This is a genomic window from Mesorhizobium sp. M2A.F.Ca.ET.046.03.2.1, from assembly GCF_003952425.1.
Taxonomy (GTDB): domain Bacteria; phylum Pseudomonadota; class Alphaproteobacteria; order Rhizobiales; family Rhizobiaceae; genus Mesorhizobium.
Genome location: NZ_CP034449.1, coordinates 2942975 through 2960816 on the forward strand (window position 1 = coordinate 2942975; position 17842 = coordinate 2960816).

Genomic DNA, 17842 nt, shown 5'->3' on the forward strand with positions numbered 1-17842 from the left:
GATTGCCGGCGTCGACGCCAGTCTCTTCTCCCCGATGGGGAGAAGGTGGCCGCGAAGCGGCCGGATGAGGGGGCTAGCGCCGCCCTATGCGATTCCCAAAGCTGTTGTCAGATTGCCTTGGCATGCAGCGCGCCGCGATAGGAATCGCGCAGATAGCCGAGCGTGGCGTCGGCATCGGCCGGCTTGCCGAACAGATAGCCCTGGCCGCCGGCGCAGCCGAACTGGACGAGGCGGTCGGCCTGCGCCTCGTCCTCGATGCCTTCGGCGACGACATCCATGCCGAGCCCCTCGCACATGGCCAGGATCGCTCGGATGATGTGCTCCGAGGGCCGGTCGTCGAGAATGGAGGAGACGAAGGCGCGGTCGATCTTGAGCTTATCGAAATGGAACTCGCGCAGGCGGCCGAGCGAGGACTGGCCGGTGCCGAAATCGTCGAGCGAGACGCGGATGCCGACGCGGCGCAGGTCCTCGACGATCTTCTCGGCCGAGGCCGGATCGTTCATCAGGCCGGTCTCGGTGATCTCGATCTCCAGGCGGCGCGGGTCGAAGCCGGTGCGCTCGAGGATGGCCAGGATATGCAGGCCGGTGTTCTGGTCGACAAGCTGCGAGGGCGACAGGTTGAAGGACAGGAACAGATCCTTGGGCCAGCTGCGAGCCGCTTCCGTCGCCTTGCGCAGCACCAGCTGCGACAGCGGACCGATGATGCCGCGTTCTTCGGCGATCGGGATGAAGACGGATGGCGGCACGACGCCGAGGTCGCGGTCGGTCCAGCGCGCCAGGGTCTCGAAGCCGATGGTGCGGCGGCTGTTCAAATCGACGATGGGCTGGAAATGCGGCTCCACCTCGCCGGCCGAGACGGCGCGGCGCAGCGCCTGCTCGATGCGGGTAACGCGCTTGGCCGCCTCCTCCATCTCGCGCGTGTAGACGACGACGCGGCCGCGGCCCGAGCGCTTGGCGTGATAAAGCGCGGTCTCGGCCTTGTTGATCAGGATCTCGGTGGTCTCGTCGCCGGAATAGAAGAGCGAGCAGCCGACCGAGGCCGAGAGCCTCGCGGTGCGCTCGCCGACGTCATAGGGCGCCGACAATATCTCGATCAGCATGCGCGACTTCTCGGCCGCCTGCTCCTCGGAGAACACCATCGGGTAGAGATAGGCGAACTCGTCGGCGCCGATTCGGCAGACGGTGGAATAGCCATCCATCGAGGCGCGCAGGCGCATCGCCACTTGGATCAGGATGTCGTCGCCGGCCTTGTGGCCGAACAGGTCGTTGATCGGCTTGAAGCCGTCGAGGTCGAGGATGCCGACGGTGAAGGGCGCGGGATCGTCGGCGCGGTCGCTGATCAGGCGATCGACCTTGTCGAAGAAGCGACGATGGTTGCCGAGCCCGGTCAACGAATCCGTGAAGGCCAGATCCGTGTTTTCCTTGCCTGGCTGACCGGTGCCAAACGTCGTTTGCATCATGTCCCTGTTCTGATGTCGGTATTTCTCATCAGACTGGCACCAAAGCGTTTAGGAAAAGTATCGGAAAATCGATTTTCCTTCGTCCAGGAGTTGCTTGCGCCGCCGGCAACGGTTCAGCCTTGGACAAGGACTTCCGATCCGCTCCAAAATATTCTTTCATTCGAAACTTCTAATATAGATGTCGAATACTCTTTCCAGATTCGCTTCCGGCCGTGCGATCGCGCCCGCCGCTTGCGCTTTCCTTTAACCGGCTTGTCTGACGCGATAGAGCTCGATCGGGCTGCCCTTGGTCTCGCTGACCGGCTCGAGCCAGTCCGGCACGCTGCCGCGCAGCAGCCCGGCCAGGAAGCCCTGTGGCGCCTTTTGGGTCAGGGTCCGGCTCTCGCCATTGCCGGGGCAGATGGCGACGAGGCCGACACGATGCGCCTCGACGATCCGCCGCGCGTCATCGGCCGAGCCGAGAAAGGCGTCCAGCGCCAGGAGATTGCCGGCGACGTTGCGATGATAGGGGCCAGCGAAGACCTTGTGGCCGCTATAGACGAGGATCGGCGCGCCGAGATTGGAGATCGCAAGCACGGTCGTGCCGGTCATGCCGCCAAGCGGCGCGAAGGTGGCCTTCTTCTGGCAGGCCTTGTCCATCGCGCCGCGGTCGGCGACAGCCGGTCCTTTTTTCGAACGCCACCGAGGCGGCGGCGGCAACGCCGGTCCAGACCGGGTTGATCGAGACCAGCCAGACGGCCGCGAGGCGCAGCGCCACGCCGGGCGAAGAGCCGGCTTCCGCCCGCGCCCGCCATTTCGCGATCCAGGCCGACAGCGGAATGACCGCGAAGGCGATCGAGAAGGTGGTGCCGCGCAGCTGCCAGGCGCCGACCACGAAGGAGACGGCGAGCAGCGCCGCGACGAGGCTGTCCTGCCGCCGCCAGCCGCCACGGCGGAAGCGCAACGCCATCAGGATGATCGCGACCAGCGGCGTCGCATAACGCGCCGCAACGCGCGCCGGATCATGGACGAGCTGCGTGAACAGCGACTGGGCCTCGTCGATATGGTCGAGCCACAGTTCCTTCAGGCGCGGGTCGAGATTGGCATAGGGCGCCGAGAGGCATTGCGGGAACAGCGCCGCCACGACCGCGCCGAGGACGACGCCCAGCGCGGCAAGCAACGCCAGCCCGCGCTGCCGGCTGCCGGCGGCGGGCTCGACCAAGGCGATCGCCGCCAGCCCGACGCCGGCGATGGCGGCGACGACGAACTGCGCGACGGAGAAGGCATCGCACTCAGCCACGCCCCAGGCGGAGGGCGGGATGGTGGCGACGAAGACAAGCGCCCCGACGCCGGCGAAGCCGAGGCCAAAATCGCGGGCGATTGTCCGCTCGCCGCTCGGATCGGCGACGAACAGCAGCGACACGCAGACCCCGATGGTGGCGACATAGGGCACGGTTTCCATGCCGACGGCGAGCGTCAGCGCCGCGGAGAGGCCGGACAACAGCGCGGCCCAGCGCCAGGCAGGCGCCTCGAGCAGCAAAGCGAGGCTCGCCATGGTGAGCATCAGCTGGACGTTGTGGTGATCGAGCGCGCCGGGGTCATAAATGCCGAGAAAATAATAGCCGGCGCCGCCGACCAGGATGGCGGGCAGCGCCGCGCCGGCGCCGCCGAAGCTGCGCGCGGCGCGAGCGGTGAAGAACAGGGTCGACCAGAAGAGCAGCGCCGGCCACAGCACCTGCGCCACGTCCTCGGCAAGCGGCCTGCTGCCGGTCAGCGCCGAGGCGGCAAGCACGATCGCGGCGATCGGCGCATCCACCAGCCTGGACCAGTGCATGACGAAGCCGCCTTCCAGCCCCATGCGATACTGGTGAAGGTCGAACCAGCCCTGACCGGCAAGCAGGTCGCGGACCTCGACGAGGCGCAGCAGATTGTCGTTGTCGCCGCCGGCATCAGTCAGTTGGCCAAAGCCGGTCCACGCATCGGCGGCGAGCGCGAGCAGGGCGGCAAGCAGTGCCAGCACGAGGTCGGATTTCCACGCGGCGGCGCCGTTCTCGGCTGTGCCCATGCCGTGACCTTTGACGGGAGAGGATCGGTTTAAACCTAGCCTTAACGGCTTCAATAAATAGTAAAACGGCTCGACGGGACCGGCATCAGGCCGGCCGGAGGCTGGTCGGGCGCCCGGAGACAGACATGCCGCATGCAGTCCGCCACGAGCCGGTCATCGCCGTGCTCCTGCCTTGCTACAATGAGGAGCTCACGATCGGCGAGGTCGTGCGGCGCTTCCGCGAGACCCTGCCGTCGGCCGCGATCTATGTCTACGACAACAATTCCAAGGACCTCACGGCGCTGAAGGCCCGCGCAGCCGGCGCCATCGTCGTGCGCGAGCCGCGCCAGGGCAAGGGCAATGTGGTGCGGCGCATGTTCGCCGACATCGATGCCGACATCTATGTGATGGCCGACGGCGACGGCACCTATGCGCCGGAAGACTCGCCGCAGCTGATCAACGTGCTGCAGACCGAGCGCTCGGACATGGTGGTGGGCACCAGGCGCGGCGTGACCGACGATGCCGGCCGCAACGGCCACGCCTTCGGCAACCACATCTTCAACCGGCTCTACAAAGGCCTGTTCGGGACCGATTTCACCGACATCTTCTCCGGCTACCGGGTGTTTTCGCGCCGCTTCGTCAAAAGCTTCCCGGCCGTGTCCGGCGGCTTCGAGATCGAGACCGAGATGTCGGTGCATGCCTCGCAGCTGAAGCTGCCGGTGAGCGAGATGGCGCTGGATTACGGCCGCCGCCCGGAAGGCTCGTCGTCGAAACTGTCGACCTTCCGCGACGGCGCCAGGATCCTGTGGATGTTCGCCATGCTGGTGAAGGAGACGCAGCCGCTGCGCTTCTTCGGCACCTTCGCGCTGTTCTTTCTGGCGGCGAGCATCGGCCTGATGATCCCGGTGGTCATCGAATTCGCCGAGACAGGGCTCGTGCCGCGGATGCCGACCTGGGTGCTGTCGATCGGCATGCTGCTTCTGGCCATGCTCTCGATGATGACCGGGCTGATCCTCGATTCGGTCTCGCGCGGCCGCGCCGAGCAGAAGCGCATCTTCTACCTGTCGATTTCCTCAGCCCGGGCGGAGCGCGGGGTACCGGCACAGGCCTCGCCGAAAAGCGAGCCGGGCAAGGCCCCAAGGGCGGCATAGGGGGCGGCATAGTGGGCCGCCTCTTCCGCTTCACTCTTGCCGGCGGCATCGGCTTCGCCGCGGATGCGGCGGCGCTCTGGCTGCTGCTTGCCGCCACGCCGCTTGGCGCGCTTTCGGCGCGCGTGCTGTCGATCGGCTTCGCGCTCTGCGTCACGTGGCAGATCAACCGCCATGTGACCTTCGCGCCGTCGAGCCGGAGCATCGCTGAGGAAGGCGCCCGCTATGGCGGCGTCGGCATCGCCACCAGCATCTTCAACTATCTGGTCTACTGCGCCGTCCTGCTCGCTCTGCCGGCCCTGCCGCCGCTGGCAGCGCTCGCCATCGCCTCGATCGTTGCCATGACGCTGTCCTTCCTGGGCTATTCCAGGCTGGTCTTCGACCGCTGAGACCGCTTGGAAATTCCACTCTGGCGGCTATCTGTTGGCGGCTTCTCCGCTTCCGGTGCTCACGGACGCGAAGTCCGCTCCGCTCCGGTTCTCAAAACCACCACCATATGACTCGCCAGAGCGAATTTCGAAACGGTCTCTAAGCTTCTGCACCAAGCGAGCACGATTGGCAGGAGCCGCCGATTTCCTTATATCGACGGCTGAGTTTCCCCGGAGAGGAAAAATGCCGCTCAAGATCGCCGTCCAGATGGACCATGTCTCCACCGTGTCGATCGCCGGCGACACCAGCTTCGCGGTGTCGCTGGAAGCGCAGCGGCGCGGCCACAAGCTTTTCCACTACACGCCCGACCGGCTGTCGATGCGGGACGGCAAGGTGTTCGCGCGCGTCGAGGAGATGCAGGTGCGCGACGAGAAGGGCAACCATTATTCGCTGGGCGAGAAGGTGCGCACCGATCTCTCCGAGATGGACGTGGTGCTGCTGAGGCAGGATCCACCCTTCGACATGAACTACATCACCACCACACACATATTGGAGCGCATCCATCCGAAGACGCTGGTGGTCAACGATCCGGCCTGGGTGCGCAACAGCCCGGAAAAGATTTTCGTCACCGAGTTCCCGGACCTGATGCCGGAAACGCTGATCACCAAGGATCCCCAGGAGGTGGCGGCCTTCCGCAAGGAATTCGGCGACATCATCGTCAAGCCGCTCTACGGCAATGGCGGCGCCGGCATCTTCCACCTGCACGAGGCCGACCGCAACCTCGCCTCGCTGCTCGAGATGTTCGGCCAGCTGTTCCGCGAGCCCTATATCGTGCAGCGCTACCTCAAGGACGTGCGCAAGGGCGACAAGCGCATCATCCTGATCGACGGCGAGCCGGTCGGCGCCATCAACCGCGTGCCGGCCGAGCACGATTCGCGCTCCAACATGCATGTCGGCGGCCGCGCCGAGAAAACCGAGCTGACCGAGCGCGAACGCGAGATCTGCGCCCGCATCGGGCCTTCCCTGAAAGAACGCGGCTTCATCCTGGTCGGCATCGACGTGATCGGCGACTACATGACCGAGATCAACGTCACCTCGCCGACCGGCATCCGCGAGGTCAAGCGCTTTGGCGGGGCGGATATCGCGGCCCTGTTCTGGGATTGCGTGGAGGAGAAGCGGGGGTAATTCTCTTCACGATGCAGGCGGCGTTCCATCGGGCCCGTCGTGTCGCCGAATAAGGTAACGGGGCTTCCGCCTGCAGTGGACGACGAACTATTTTGGGGGGCGAGATGCCAATGTGCTGCCTATGACCGGAAATGCTCCCGCGCTCTATCCACAACTGGGCCTGACTCCCCGTTTTCCAAGGCTCGCAATTTCATGGTAATTGTCACCGCAAGCGACAATAACTTTGTGCCCGGGCTTTTTCTATTCATCTTTTCTGCCTGGATTCATAATCGCGAGGCGAAATTCGTCGTCATCGATGCAGGAATAGAGCCTGCGAGCGTGATAGAGCTTCGCCGTTTTTGCGAACGAAACGGAATTGACTGTCAGTTGGTGCAAGCGGACGGCAAGCGGATTTCCGATCTGCCGACAAGAGGCAAGCTGCTGACGACGGCCGCATATGCCCGAATACTCATTCCCGAGATATTGCCTGATTGCGACAAGGCCATCTATTTGGATGCGGATACGCTGGTGGTGTCCGATCTCGGTGCCCTCTGGTTGGCGGACCTGGGCGACAATTTGGTCGCCGGCGTGGTTGACGGCTTCGTCGAGCAGGAGGAACTCGACGACATCGAAATGTCCCGGAATGAATATATCAATTCCGGCGTTCTGGTGATGAATCTCGTCGCCTGGCGCAGGGAAGGCATTGCGGACAGGGTCTTTGCGACGGTTCGTGAAACCGCCAAGTCGCGATACCTCGACCAGACGGCCTTGAACACGGTGGTGCGCGGACGAGTTCTCTTCCTCGGCAGGGAATGGAATTTCTTTTCAGAGCGCTATGTGGAAATCGAACGGCGACTTCCCAAGGTGATCCACTATGCAGGGTCGGCCAAGCCCTGGCGCTACAGGCGCGTGCCTTTTGCCGATGTTTTCAATTTCTACAGAACCCTGTCGGGTTCGGATATCCCGGAGGGGACGCTGCTTTTGAAATCCGCTCGTAGGCGCAAGATGATCCTTGGCCTTATCGGGCTGCGCAGAAAATACTGGTCCTCCGCCCTGGCGACTTACTACTACCACCGTCGATTTACCAAGCCGCATCTGCGAAGCCTTGGTAAGATGTTCTCGAAGGTTCCGTTGCCGCCGCAGCACTCGACTGCCGCGCGGGAACGAGACGCGCAGTTGCTGACGTTCTCGTAATGTTCTTGCCCAAAGCGAAAATCTGTGGTTGTCTAGCCTGATTTCACTCGCGGCCTGATCGCAAGGCCATGTGAGCTGGTATTCCGGGGGCTTAAATGGTGGCGCGGGTTCGCACGGTGGCTTTCCAGGGCATCGAGGCCTTGCCGGTCGATGTCCAGGTGATGGTCGGGCCTGGCAAGGTCGGCATGCAGATGGTAAGGCGGATTAATGTCTTCTAAGTCGATGGTCAGTCCTGACGCCAAAGCTCGTTGAGCTTGAATTTCTGCCGGTCTACATAGCGTCGTATGGCTTCTGAATTTTCCGGTCCGCTGGCTTATTCCTACATCCGAATGTCCACGGACATTCAATTGCGAGGCGACAGCCTCCGAAGGCAAGAGCAGGCCTCAAAGAGGTATGCCGAGCAGCACGACCTACAGCTTGTTGAAGATTTCAAGCTTGAGGATATTGGCGTCTCAGCGTTCAAGGGCGCCAACGTCTCATCGGGGGCACTCGGGAGATTTCTGGAGCTTGTAAGGGCCGGGCAGATCGCCAAGGGCTCATATCTGCTGGTCGAGTCGTTGGATCGTATCAGCCGTCAGCAGATACTCGATTCCGTGCCGATATTTTTCGACATTGTGAAGGGCGGAATCAATGTCGTTACCCTCGCCGATAATCACGTCTACCGAGCCGGCGATACCAACGTTGCCGACGTAATCTACTCGGTTGTCGTCCTAGGTCGAGCTTATGAGGAGTCCAAGACCAAGAGCATACGAGTTGGCGCGGCTTGGGAGAACAAGCGGAAGAATGCCGCTAGCAGGAAACTGACCAAGGTCTGCCCAGCTTGGTTATTATTGCAGGAGGATCGAACGGGTTTTGACTTGATCCCCGAAAGGGTCGAAGTTGTCCGCCAGATTTTCCAGTTAGCCGACACAGGGAATGGGTCCTTTTCCATCGCGCGTCGGCTCAATCAGTCAGCCATTCAAACATTCACAAAATCGAATGGCTGGCACGAATCATACGTCACCAAGATCCTCAACAATCGAGCTGTGCTGGGAGAGTTTCAGCCGCATCGCTACGATGACCATGGGGATCGTGTTCCGCACGGCGAACCGGTGGCGGGGTACTTTCCGAAGGTCATTGAAGAGGACCAGTTCCATCGAGTCCAAGCCTCGCGCCGAAGGAGACTCGTGGAAGGGGCCGGACGAAAGGGCCCTGAATACCGGAATCTATTCACTAAAATAGCCAAATGCGAGTACTGCGGCGCCCCGATGAGGTTCGTCCACAAAGGGCGCCCGCCCAAGGGGTCGCAGGCGCTGAAATGTACAAACGCCGTTCGCGGTCTCGGGTGTGAAAGCATCAGTTGGAGATATTCCGATTTCGAGACGTCGTTTCTCTATTTCGTCAAAGAAATCGACCTCACAGCCACGTTGAGAGCTGCGGCTGAGAATTCCGAGCGCGCATCGGTCGAACAGCAAATCACGGCTATCGAGGAAAAGATTCGCCAACTCAGTGCCAAGCGGGAGCGGATTTTCGATCTGTTGACCGAGCCGGGATCATCCACGGCCTTCATCAAGGGCAAGCTCGACGAATGTGAAGCGTCAATCGCTACCGAAGAGGCTCTAATCGCGGAAATCCGTGAACAAAGATCGATGGCGGACATGCTACCAACCCTCTCTGCCGATGAGTTGCGTTCATTGATCGCGTCGGTTCAGGATATGTCCGCCCCAGACATTTTTGAGCGACGTGCGGCAGTGGCAAATCGCCTGAGCATACTGGTTACTTCATTGAGGATAGCGGCAGATGGTAGGCGGCCCAAAATGAAGGGGATTAGGACCTTCTTGGAAAGCCAGGAGCTAAGCCCAGCTGAACGGGATCGATTGATCGACCACATCGAGAAGTCCAACGAGGAAGGGCAGCGGTACAATCGAAGCTTCAAGGTGATGCTAGCCGACGGGGTTTCTCGCTATGTCGTCGTCAGAAGTGACGAACCGACCGACATAATTGCAGAGGTTCTGGTCGACAAAGACGGCGGAATCTCCGGCAGCGATCGCGGGATGCCGATTGGCTGGTCTGAGGGGTGGGACAACATATTCGACGAGCCTGCTTCGGTGCAGTGACCGGGGATTTCTCACCCAAGTCGAGAGTTTCGCGATCTCTTCATCATAAATAGCCGGGCCGCCTATCCGGCCATCACCTTAGAACCTTCAGAACAGCCTTTCCCTCGTTTCTCAGTTTTCACATGCGACACCGGTTTTCGAGCCGTGCCGACGGCTTATCCTCGCACGACTTCGAACACCCAAATCCATTTTCGCCCACCGCATTTCCGATGGGTCTGTATCCCTTTGAAAAAGACCAAGCTCATGTTCCAGACCGTCTCAAACCCCTCTCCTACTTCCATTACGTCACAGTATGCATCCTGGTTCGACGACCGGATCGATCAGTTCATCGACGAGCACAAAGGCAGGTTCGATTCCGTCTCAACATTCCCGAAACGGAATGGGTACTTCATCACGATCTCATTCGATCACAGCAGTCGCAATCTGCGGCTAAAAGGTTCCGCCTCAATCGACATTCCCAAGGCGAAATCGGTGCTGGATACGTTCACCGACATATATAATTTCACCTGCCGGCAACTGATAGGACGTAACTACCATCGACCGTCATTCGACCCCCTAAAGCCATTGGCAATCGGTTGCCTGGACATGAATGGATCGAGATATTGGAGATCGATGGGTCAGCTGGAAAACCCACATATCCATTCGATCTGGATTTTCGGGGATGAAGTTCGAGAGGGCTTTCAAAAACTAATCGCCGACACAGAACGGTTCTCAGCCTTCAAGGAACGGTTCTCGATAAGGGAGATGGATATCCAGGCTCTGGATCACGACCATCGAAATTCGACGGGTGAGGGTCGTGCCACTTCGTACATGGCGAAATTCATAGGGCACAATAATTCGGAGCTTTTGGTCGGTGACGATTTCAGGGTGCTGCCGATACCGCGTGCAACCTTGTATTGACCCTTGAGGAAACCGCGGCAGCTGCCCACCACAATTCGCAGCTTTCTCGTTGGCGAACTCAGCCGTTATGCGACTGGGGCGTAACGATTCAAAGCGACCCGAGACAAAAACCGCTCCCGTTCAGGCGAATCGACGTGCTGTTGATAGCCAACATAGATGATCCAAAATCATCCAATTGGTGGATAGAAGCATTTTGGGCCGGTGCTACATTGTTGCGAGGGTGGCAACCTGGTTTTGCTCGGGGGTTAATCATGAGCAAGACAATCATTGCTGTCGTCGTCCTCGCGATAAGCGTCGGCTATGCCGAAGCCAAGGGCAGCAAGGTACAAACCGCGAGGCCCTCGCACGCGACATTCCAGACCCGCCCGCCGTGCACTTCGTCAAGCGCACTATTTGAAGTTCTCAGCAGCTCGTGTTTTCTCGTCCAAGGCTCGATGATCTATGGCGACATCGCCGAGCTTTCTCAAATAAATACTATCGGCTGGTAGCCGGGCTAAAAACTGGGCGAAGAACCCAGACCACCGGGCCGTTCCAAGGCAACCCAATACTACGCCAGCCGGCGCAACCTGCGCTGACGTCGAATTCGTCCCGCGAAGATAGTTTGCGCCGCATGCCGACTACGATCAGGCCCCACGCGTCGGCGAACTCTGAGTTCGCCCCGCCAGCGGCTCAGTCACAGATGCAATGAAATAAGCCTGTCTGCGACAAGTGACTGCAAGCGCCACAAGTTGCGATCCCGAATGCCCAAGGTCTCCAATTGCGAGATTGTGTTGTAAAGGTACTCGGCGCACGATCCTCCACGCCCGCACGCCGTGGCCAAAACGCTTGCCGTCTCGTCCGGGGTAAGGCCTCCCACATAGTTGAGCCCCTTTCGATTGACGACGAACGCAAGGGCGCGAACGAGCCCTTGGGCTGTCTGAACCTGCACCCAACGTGGAGTGTTGGTAAAGGGCTTGCTGGAAGGCCTCACCGGCATTTCACGCCGGACAAGATTTCCGAGTTGGGTCTCGACAGTGTCCTCAGCCAGCCGTAGCGCCAATCCGCTGCATTGGCCTCCCCGGTCGAGCCCCATCATCAAGCCCGGCTGTTCGACTGTTCCGCGCCAATCTTGCAGGCGAATACAGAACGAACGGTGCCAACCTGGAACCACGCCAGCCCGCTCCTCCACATGCTCTATGGCCGGGTTCCACAGAAGTGAGCCATAGGCGAAAACCCACACATCCTGTTTATCAGGTCGCGTTGCCAACATTTGCCGAACGATGGCGTTCCAGTCGGTTTCGGTATTGCGAACGATATCCGGGCCCGGACCGGCATTCTCAACCGCGCGAATTGTGAGCGCGACTAAATCGGCTGTCAGCGCCATATGGCGTCGCGCTCGCACCTCTCGACCCTCTGTATCGTGACCCACGTACCGGAATGTTACTGCCGAACCCGCCTTTTACAAACACGCGGTAAGAATTAGCATTTCCAAAGGTCGCGCAGACGGGACCGACCACGCCTGCAGAGTTCCCGTTCGGGAGCCATGCAATTGCTCAGAACTTAGTTGTTTTCCGGGTAGGGATCATACGTCGGGGACGGGACTCTTGGGCAGGCAGCCGCTGGCAAGTCAGGCTCGAAGGCGCCAAAAGGAAAGGCCATTCTGTCAACGGTCACAAATTTTTCGCGGACCTGGCAATGAGCTACGACGGCCAAAGGTGCACGACTTTCCCGTGACCGCCTTTCATCGCAAAGGACCCGCAAACTTTTTCGCAAATTTTCTTGAAGGGGGTACTTGTGCCGACAATTTGCCGTACCTATCTATTCCGTCCGCCTGCAGGGACACCTCTGCAAGCGCCAACGGAGGGACTAGAAATCGCATGGCAGGATCAACATCCTCGAAAACTCAGCTCGGCAAACTCGGCCTCAAGGCCTCTAAGGAATACTCCAGCGACATCTACGTATACGCTGGGGAAATAGGCGAAAAAGGGTACGAAGCACTTCGCAATGAAGTGGTGTTTTCCCGAAGATCAGACAACGTCATACTAATTCTGATCACTACTGGCGGCTCTGATACCGCTGCTTTCAAAATCTCCAGACTTTTCCAAACCTTCTACGACAGCTTCGATATCTTCATTCCGGCTCAGTGCAAAAGTGCCGGGACGATCGTTGCGCTTGGTGCCAATCGACTATGGATGTCTCCGTTCGCGGAGCTTGGGCCGATTGATGCGCAAGGCCTGCAGCGGGATGAACTCGGAATCGTAGATTCGAGTTTGTCCACGCAAGCCTCTCTCGAAGCCGTCATGCAGGCGTCAGCCAAGTTCTTCGAAACGTCCGTCGCCAATCTGATCGCGCTTAGTCAGGGCAGTATCAGCTTCAAGCTCGCTTCGGAAATATGCGGATCAATGGCGACCAATATCGTGTCGCCATTGGTGGCAAGGATAGACCCTGCTGTGCTCGGCCGCCAAAAGCGCGGAGTGGAACAGGGGATCAGGTACGGAAGCCAATTGGCATCGATATCGGGCAATGCCGAGGAAGATGCGGTGATCAGTTTAGCTCAGGGCTACCCTTGCCATGATTTCGTGATCGACTTCGGGCAAGCGAAGTCACTGTTCCGGCATGTTGAGCTGGCAGACGGGACACTGTTAGCGTTGGCGAGTGAGCTTGGCGAGCCGGTCGTCCACGGTTCGGAGGGCATCATAGACATCAGAACCCTTCACCGAACAAAGCTGCCAAAGACTCCTGAGATGCCAGACCTCGACCAGGCACCAGAAGACTGCGGGATGCCCGAGTACGGCGCGATACCAGACTACGGCCAGATGCCAAGCTGTGACGAGACAGCAGATGTCGCCACTTACGCCGATTGGTTTGCTGGCAAGCACCAGGCAAATGACGGCTGGCCGAATCAGGCCGACGAACTGAGCCAGGCGGCGTAAACTCCTGCTTTTTTGCTTGAACTCAGGGTTTCGCCCTTCGTGGGCGAAGCCCCTTTCGACCGTGCAGCAAAAAGGGGACTTTCGTGGAAATCTTCGACGATTCTGCCGCTCGTGACGAACAGCGAGAGCCGGGCCGCGCCGACATAGAGGGTCATGTCTCAAACACTCAAAGCCGAGACGGGATTAGCTGGCTAACGCGCAAAATGCGCTTGTCGATCAACCGCCGCCTGATCGACAAGAATGTCCTGGGAATCGAGGGGGCATTCGCGTTTGGATTTGAGCCACATCAGCTCGACGTGATGGAGCTTCTTGGCAACATCCTAGAGGGCTATGCGTACAGCGCTGAATTCAAGGGCTCCCGAAACAATCAGAATTTTAGGGCGACCGACCTGCTATCGGTCGACATTGATGGCACGATGACCCTTGATCAGGCGGTCGATGATCCGTTCGTCGCCGCGCATGGGACGTTCATCTACACTACGGTCAACCATACGCAGGAAAAACATCGTTTTAGGATCGGTTTCGCGCTGGAACGGACGATTGAAGACGGCGCGGAGATGCGCGCAGCGGTGCGCTCGTTGATACTTAGATTCGGAAGCGATCCCACTGCATCGGAGCCCGCGAGAATATTCTTCGGAAATCGGAATGCCGAGGTCGTGTGGTTGAATGGTGGCATCTCCAACGATCTGCTTGACCAACTGATTCAGCAAGGCCGCGGTGCAGACCAAAGCGATATGGATTTCGCCAGGCGTGCTTCGTCACGATCAAGCTGGCCGCTTCCCGATGACCAGCAGTTGGTCAGCGCAAAAGGTGTCACCGGGACCCTCAACGATTTTCCTCGGTCCGAGTCGCTGTACTGTCCGCATCACAGAGACACGCACCCGAGTGCATTCGTAATCGTCAATCGTAACGGCCAAAAAGGTATCCACTGCAAGGCATGCGCCCAGAGCTTTTGGCCGGCCCAGGCTACGGACAAATACGATTTCTATAGCTTCGAAGCCGCCGCTCGGGACGTAGCGAAAATCCGCCGCCCTGCCGACAATATTGACGCATTTTTCGATTGGTCACCCGGGAGACAGGAACTGTCGGCCGCAAAAATCAGGTTTGTCGAGGAGAGATATCTCGACGACTTCCCTATATCGGCCGGTGCGACGTTCATCAAAAGCCCCAAAGGAACGGGCAAAACGCAAATGCTGAAGCGCGTGCTCCAGCAGGAGCCCGGCAGGTTTCTACTGATCGGCCACCGACGGACATTGATTAGATCGACATGCAATAAGCTTGGCCTGGATTGCTACCTAACGGAGGATGGCCAGCAGTCCGCCGTTCGACAAGACCGCTATGGCGTGTGCCTAGATAGCCTGCTGAAAATAAAAACAGATACGCCTTACGACTACATCCTTATCGATGAGTCAGAGCAGGTGCTGGCGCACTTCCTCTCATCAACAATTGCCGAGAAGCGGATTCCCGTCCTTCACCGGTTCATACATCTTATATCACGTGCCAAGAAGGTCGTAGCACTCGATGCCGATCTGTCGTGGAACTCGTTCTTGCGCATATGCGAATGGCGTCAAAAAGCGGCGGTGCCTGGCGAGAACACGATCCTGATAAACACGTTTCGAAAACCTCGCGGAACGATCCACGTGGTTCCCACAAAACAGCAGCTTGTTGGAGAGGTTCACAGGGCAGTGGGCGCAAAAAAGAGGTGCTTCGTTACGGCGAATTCGCGCGCTGCAATTGAACGGCTCGAAGCCTCCCTTCGCAAGACCTACCCAGACGTCGCCCTAATCGTTATTACGTCTACGACGGTTAAGAAGCTCGACGACAATGTGCGGGCATTCCTTGATGATCCAAGGCTGGAATCCACGAAATATCAAGTTGTGTTGGCGTCTCCGTCCCTAGGGACCGGCGTGGACCTGTCGTTTGAGCGGGAGCAGGACCATTTTGACGTGGTTTTCGGGCTGTTTGAACCGCTGGTCCTTACGCATTTTGACTGCGATCAACAACTTGCCCGCGTCAGGTCACCCAAAGAAGTTAGGGTATTCATCGACCCTTCGAGATACGGCTTCGAAACCGATATCGAGGCTGTCACCTCCGATGCATTGCATTACGAGATGATGGGTCACTTGATAAAGGGATACAGCCCTGAGGGCCAGATCGAGTACCACGAATGGCGCCACAACGATCCGCTGTTTCGGATCGCTGCGTCAGTCCTATCTTCTCAAAGAGCTTCGAAGAACGACCTAAAAACGAATTTTATCGAGTATGTCCGTAGGCAGGGATGGGAGGTCAAATCCGTACCGAGCAAAGGCGCCGTTCATCACGCAGGCACTGCAGCTTGGGCATTGGGTAAAAAGTTGACTCGGGCCAACGCCATTGGACGGCTGATGAAAGCCAAATCCATGTCGGACGAGGAGTTCGAACAGGTTTCCGACACTTTGAAAGAGGACGATTTCGTCGACGATGACACGCGTGCCTCGTTTACCCGCTCATTCATCGAGCGGTTCTATCGTTACAATATCTCACCCGAACTGATCGATTTAGACGATAATGGCCATATGAGAAGTAAGGTTATGCTTTTCGAGCAGCTTATCGACAAAAGGTTCTTGGAGCTAAAAGTCAAGATGGCCTTCGATGTGTTTTCGGGCGAAAGCCAGTCACCCGGACTTATCGCCAATAGGGGAACGAAAGGATTATTCACAACGGCCCTTCTAGCGAAGACGCCATACTATTCTCTGGGAGAGTTCAACCTGGACGCGGAATGTCGCACTGAGGACCTGGCGGAGTTCGTTGAGTACGTCCGCAAGCACGCGATCCCATTCGAAACGCAGTTCGACCGACCTGTCAGGACCGACTTGACTGAAAAGCCGATAAGCCAATTGAAAGTGGTCTTCGACGAAATCGGCCTTGGCCTGATAAATACTCGTACGGAAACCATCGGCGGGAAGAAGTCATATCTCTACGGGATAAAGAAGGAACATTTCGACCTGATGGTCGATCTAGCAGAACGGCGGAGGAACGCTGGTCGCTGTGAGAAACCATCAACGTCGGCCAGCAGTTGATCTAATCGGGTTATCGATAGGCGGAGATGGGGTGATCGGATAACCACCCAATATATATAGAAACATTTTCTCCTATTTCACTTATCCTCCTCTGACATTGGGGTTTCGGTCCGAGGTACGGATGCCGACCGCAACCTGTTGACCTTCTCAGCCATCTGGCGGGACGCCGTTGTCGATCATCAACGGAAGGAGATCGCAATGGCATTCGAAGGACTGAAATTGGTCGCAGCCCCGAAGCAGGCCCCAACGGACCCGGCATCCAAGCGTCGGCAAAGGCTGATCATGCAAATCGACCATCAGCTTTATATGGCCGAACCGGAAAACGTCGGTCGGAAATTCCGTGGCCGCTGGTGGTCGATCGATCTCGACTGCAAGCCGACGCTTTCGATCAAGTATGGCAAGGTCCCCCTGGAGCTTGCCAAAGGCAAACATGCCATTGCATGCGGGGATATGGCTGGCGTGGTCGATGCGCTGAAGAAGGCACGGGAAGCCGCGATCGAGGGTACGTTCGACAGCCAGCTCGCGACTGTTTCCGAGCAGGTCCGGGCACGATTCAAGAAGGGTCGCTGAGCCCTTAGGATAATGAGTCATACATGGCCAGCCCTTTGCAATGCGGGCTGGCCAAACGCTTTAGCGGCGTTTTGCCAGTGCGCGCAGCTGCTCGACAGCTACGACGAGATCGCCGTCGGTCAAATCACCCAGCAGTAATCGCGCCTCAACCTCTTTCTTGAGCCGATCGCCTGACCGATTGGCCGTGTTCTGCTCGAAGAAGTTCTCGACCGGAACATCGAGAGCTTCACTGAGTCGAATTAAGGTTTCGAAACTCGGCCAATTGACACCCCTCTCCCACTGCGAAACGGCGTCAAGCGATCTGCCCGTGCGAGACGCAAGATCATCCTGCGTCAGCCCACGAACCTTGCGTAGCTCCTTCAGAATCATGCCGAAATTGTCGATCGCAGACATGTCGCAGGTGTGCGCTGCCTGCGGATATCGGTGAACCTAGGTAGCTACGATCATTCAGAAATAAATCGTAGAAAACTACCAGTTTTTGTTGATTGCCCAGGTTTGCGAAGGTATCGCTATCCCAGCGTAAGGGCCCAAAAAGCGGGTGAGAAGGGGTAATCCATGGAAGAAGCCGTTTTGCCAGCTGCTACGATCGACTGCCCGTATTGTGCGGAGCCGATCAATCCAAAATCAAAGAAGTGTAAGCACTGCGGGGAAATCCTCGATCCGCAAATGCGCGAGATCGAGCTTCTGAAAAGCCAGCGTAACAGCCCTCAGGTGTTCATGAATGCCGGCGGAGGGGCCGCCGCAGCCGCGGCTGCTTCTGGACCTGCGACGCTAAGGCGTTTCCCCCACTGGTTCCACATCCTTCTGTCGATCATAACGAGCGGCCTTTGGATCCCGGTGTACCTCCTGATGTATCTGTTCCGGAACAAACGCTATTACTATTGAGAGGCTATCCGATGGATGTCCTCTCCAGGCGTTTCCTAGCCCACTATCCCATTAGAACGGTA

At 58.5% G+C, this 17842-nt stretch carries 16 protein-coding genes and 1 pseudogene; 12 read left to right on the plus strand and 5 right to left on the minus strand.

The annotated features are described in order from the left end of the window. Nucleotides 1-107 precede the first annotated feature (107 nt). The 3 genes from EJ072_RS14025 to EJ072_RS14030 all read right to left on the minus strand — a co-directional run bounded on the left by EJ072_RS14025 (nt 108) and on the right by EJ072_RS14030 (nt 3504). Complete coding sequence (locus tag EJ072_RS14025; RefSeq protein ID WP_126083626.1) at nt 108-1457, minus strand: EAL domain-containing protein; 1350 nt, start codon at nt 1455-1457, stop codon at nt 108-110. A gap of 246 nt (nt 1458-1703) precedes the next feature. Then, the gene (locus tag EJ072_RS36755) at nt 1704-2051 is read right to left on the minus strand and encodes a hypothetical protein (protein WP_245467306.1); all 348 of its coding nucleotides are present in this window, start codon (nt 2049-2051) and stop codon (nt 1704-1706) included. After that, on the minus strand, nt 1993-3504 hold the full coding sequence (locus tag EJ072_RS14030; RefSeq protein WP_245467307.1) for a GtrA family protein: 1512 nt from the start codon (nt 3502-3504) through the stop codon (nt 1993-1995). Before EJ072_RS14030 ends, EJ072_RS36755 begins: the two co-directional genes overlap by 59 nt. A 125-nt stretch (nt 3505-3629) precedes the next feature. On the opposite strand from EJ072_RS14030, the gene EJ072_RS14035 reads away from it, so the two are divergent. From EJ072_RS14035 to EJ072_RS14065, 8 genes and pseudogenes are all read left to right on the plus strand, one after another. After that, nucleotides 3630-4634: a glycosyltransferase gene (locus tag EJ072_RS14035; protein WP_126080214.1), complete on the plus strand. Its 1005-nt coding sequence runs from the start codon at nt 3630-3632 to the stop codon at nt 4632-4634. Between the two features lie 11 nt (nt 4635-4645). After that, on the plus strand, nt 4646-5020 hold the full coding sequence (locus EJ072_RS14040; protein ID WP_126080215.1) for a GtrA family protein: 375 nt from the start codon (nt 4646-4648) through the stop codon (nt 5018-5020). Between the two features lie 223 nt (nt 5021-5243). Further along, nucleotides 5244-6185, plus strand: coding sequence for a glutathione synthase (gene gshB, locus EJ072_RS14045; protein WP_126080216.1), 942 nt, complete (start codon nt 5244-5246; stop codon nt 6183-6185). A 192-nt stretch (nt 6186-6377) separates the two neighbouring features. Further along, nucleotides 6378-7358 (plus strand): glycosyltransferase family 8 protein, encoded by a 981-nt coding sequence (locus EJ072_RS14050; RefSeq protein ID WP_126080217.1) that lies wholly within the window; start codon nt 6378-6380, stop codon nt 7356-7358. Nucleotides 7359-7453: 95 nt separating this feature from the next. Further along, a pseudogene (locus EJ072_RS35955) lies at nt 7454-7555 on the plus strand (ATP-binding protein); the annotation flags it as partial. 87 nt (nt 7556-7642) lie between these two features. Next, complete coding sequence (locus tag EJ072_RS14055; RefSeq protein WP_126080218.1) at nt 7643-9454, plus strand: recombinase family protein; 1812 nt, start codon at nt 7643-7645, stop codon at nt 9452-9454. A gap of 243 nt (nt 9455-9697) precedes the next feature. After that, nucleotides 9698-10354 carry a hypothetical protein gene (locus tag EJ072_RS14060; protein ID WP_126080219.1) on the plus strand — a complete coding sequence of 219 codons (657 nt, stop codon included), beginning with the start codon at nt 9698-9700 and terminating at the stop codon, nt 10352-10354. 251 nt (nt 10355-10605) lie between these two features. Beyond that, a complete protein-coding gene (locus tag EJ072_RS14065) occupies nt 10606-10842 on the plus strand; it encodes a hypothetical protein (RefSeq protein WP_126080220.1) in 237 nt (78 codons plus the stop codon). Nucleotides 10843-11027: 185 nt separating this feature from the next. On the opposite strand, the gene EJ072_RS14070 is transcribed toward EJ072_RS14065, so the two are convergent. Then, a complete protein-coding gene (locus tag EJ072_RS14070) occupies nt 11028-11717 on the minus strand; it encodes a gamma-glutamylcyclotransferase (protein WP_126080221.1) in 690 nt (229 codons plus the stop codon). Between the two features lie 493 nt (nt 11718-12210). Here EJ072_RS14070 and EJ072_RS14075 point away from each other — a divergent pair, with 493 nt between their 5' ends. From EJ072_RS14075 to EJ072_RS14085, 3 genes are all read left to right on the plus strand, one after another. Next, complete coding sequence (locus tag EJ072_RS14075; protein ID WP_126080222.1) at nt 12211-13266, plus strand: hypothetical protein; 1056 nt, start codon at nt 12211-12213, stop codon at nt 13264-13266. Between the two features lie 83 nt (nt 13267-13349). Then, on the plus strand, nt 13350-16325 hold the full coding sequence (locus tag EJ072_RS14080) for a plasmid replication protein, CyRepA1 family (protein ID WP_126080223.1): 2976 nt from the start codon (nt 13350-13352) through the stop codon (nt 16323-16325). A 198-nt stretch (nt 16326-16523) separates the two neighbouring features. Beyond that, complete coding sequence (locus EJ072_RS14085; RefSeq protein WP_126080224.1) at nt 16524-16895, plus strand: hypothetical protein; 372 nt, start codon at nt 16524-16526, stop codon at nt 16893-16895. A 60-nt stretch (nt 16896-16955) separates the two neighbouring features. Here EJ072_RS14085 and EJ072_RS14090 read toward each other — a convergent pair whose 3' ends face one another. Next, nucleotides 16956-17288, minus strand: a complete 333-nt coding sequence (locus tag EJ072_RS14090; RefSeq protein WP_126080225.1) for a helix-turn-helix transcriptional regulator — start codon at nt 17286-17288, stop codon at nt 16956-16958. Nucleotides 17289-17450: 162 nt separating this feature from the next. On the opposite strand from EJ072_RS14090, the gene EJ072_RS14095 reads away from it, so the two are divergent. Next, nucleotides 17451-17780, plus strand: a complete 330-nt coding sequence (locus tag EJ072_RS14095; RefSeq protein WP_126080226.1) for a hypothetical protein — start codon at nt 17451-17453, stop codon at nt 17778-17780. Nucleotides 17781-17842: the final 62 nt, after the last annotated feature.

Coding starts and splice junctions, on each gene's coding strand:
- EJ072_RS14025 (WP_126083626.1), bottom strand. CDS start 1,457: ATGCAAACGACGTTTGGCACCGGTCAGCCAGGCAAGGAAAACACGGAT.
- EJ072_RS36755 (WP_245467306.1), bottom strand. CDS start 2,051: ATGACCGGCACGACCGTGCTTGCGATCTCCAATCTCGGCGCGCCGATC.
- EJ072_RS14030 (WP_245467307.1), bottom strand. CDS start 3,504: ATGGGCACAGCCGAGAACGGCGCCGCCGCGTGGAAATCCGACCTCGTG.
- EJ072_RS14035 (WP_126080214.1), top strand. CDS start 3,630: ATGCCGCATGCAGTCCGCCACGAGCCGGTCATCGCCGTGCTCCTGCCT.
- gshB (WP_126080216.1), top strand. CDS start 5,244: ATGCCGCTCAAGATCGCCGTCCAGATGGACCATGTCTCCACCGTGTCG.
- EJ072_RS14050 (WP_126080217.1), top strand. CDS start 6,378: ATGGTAATTGTCACCGCAAGCGACAATAACTTTGTGCCCGGGCTTTTT.
- EJ072_RS14055 (WP_126080218.1), top strand. CDS start 7,643: ATGGCTTCTGAATTTTCCGGTCCGCTGGCTTATTCCTACATCCGAATG.
- EJ072_RS14060 (WP_126080219.1), top strand. CDS start 9,698: ATGTTCCAGACCGTCTCAAACCCCTCTCCTACTTCCATTACGTCACAG.
- EJ072_RS14065 (WP_126080220.1), top strand. CDS start 10,606: ATGAGCAAGACAATCATTGCTGTCGTCGTCCTCGCGATAAGCGTCGGC.
- EJ072_RS14070 (WP_126080221.1), bottom strand. CDS start 11,717: ATGGCGCTGACAGCCGATTTAGTCGCGCTCACAATTCGCGCGGTTGAG.
- EJ072_RS14075 (WP_126080222.1), top strand. CDS start 12,211: ATGGCAGGATCAACATCCTCGAAAACTCAGCTCGGCAAACTCGGCCTC.
- EJ072_RS14085 (WP_126080224.1), top strand. CDS start 16,524: ATGGCATTCGAAGGACTGAAATTGGTCGCAGCCCCGAAGCAGGCCCCA.
- EJ072_RS14090 (WP_126080225.1), bottom strand. CDS start 17,288: ATGTCTGCGATCGACAATTTCGGCATGATTCTGAAGGAGCTACGCAAG.
- EJ072_RS14095 (WP_126080226.1), top strand. CDS start 17,451: ATGGAAGAAGCCGTTTTGCCAGCTGCTACGATCGACTGCCCGTATTGT.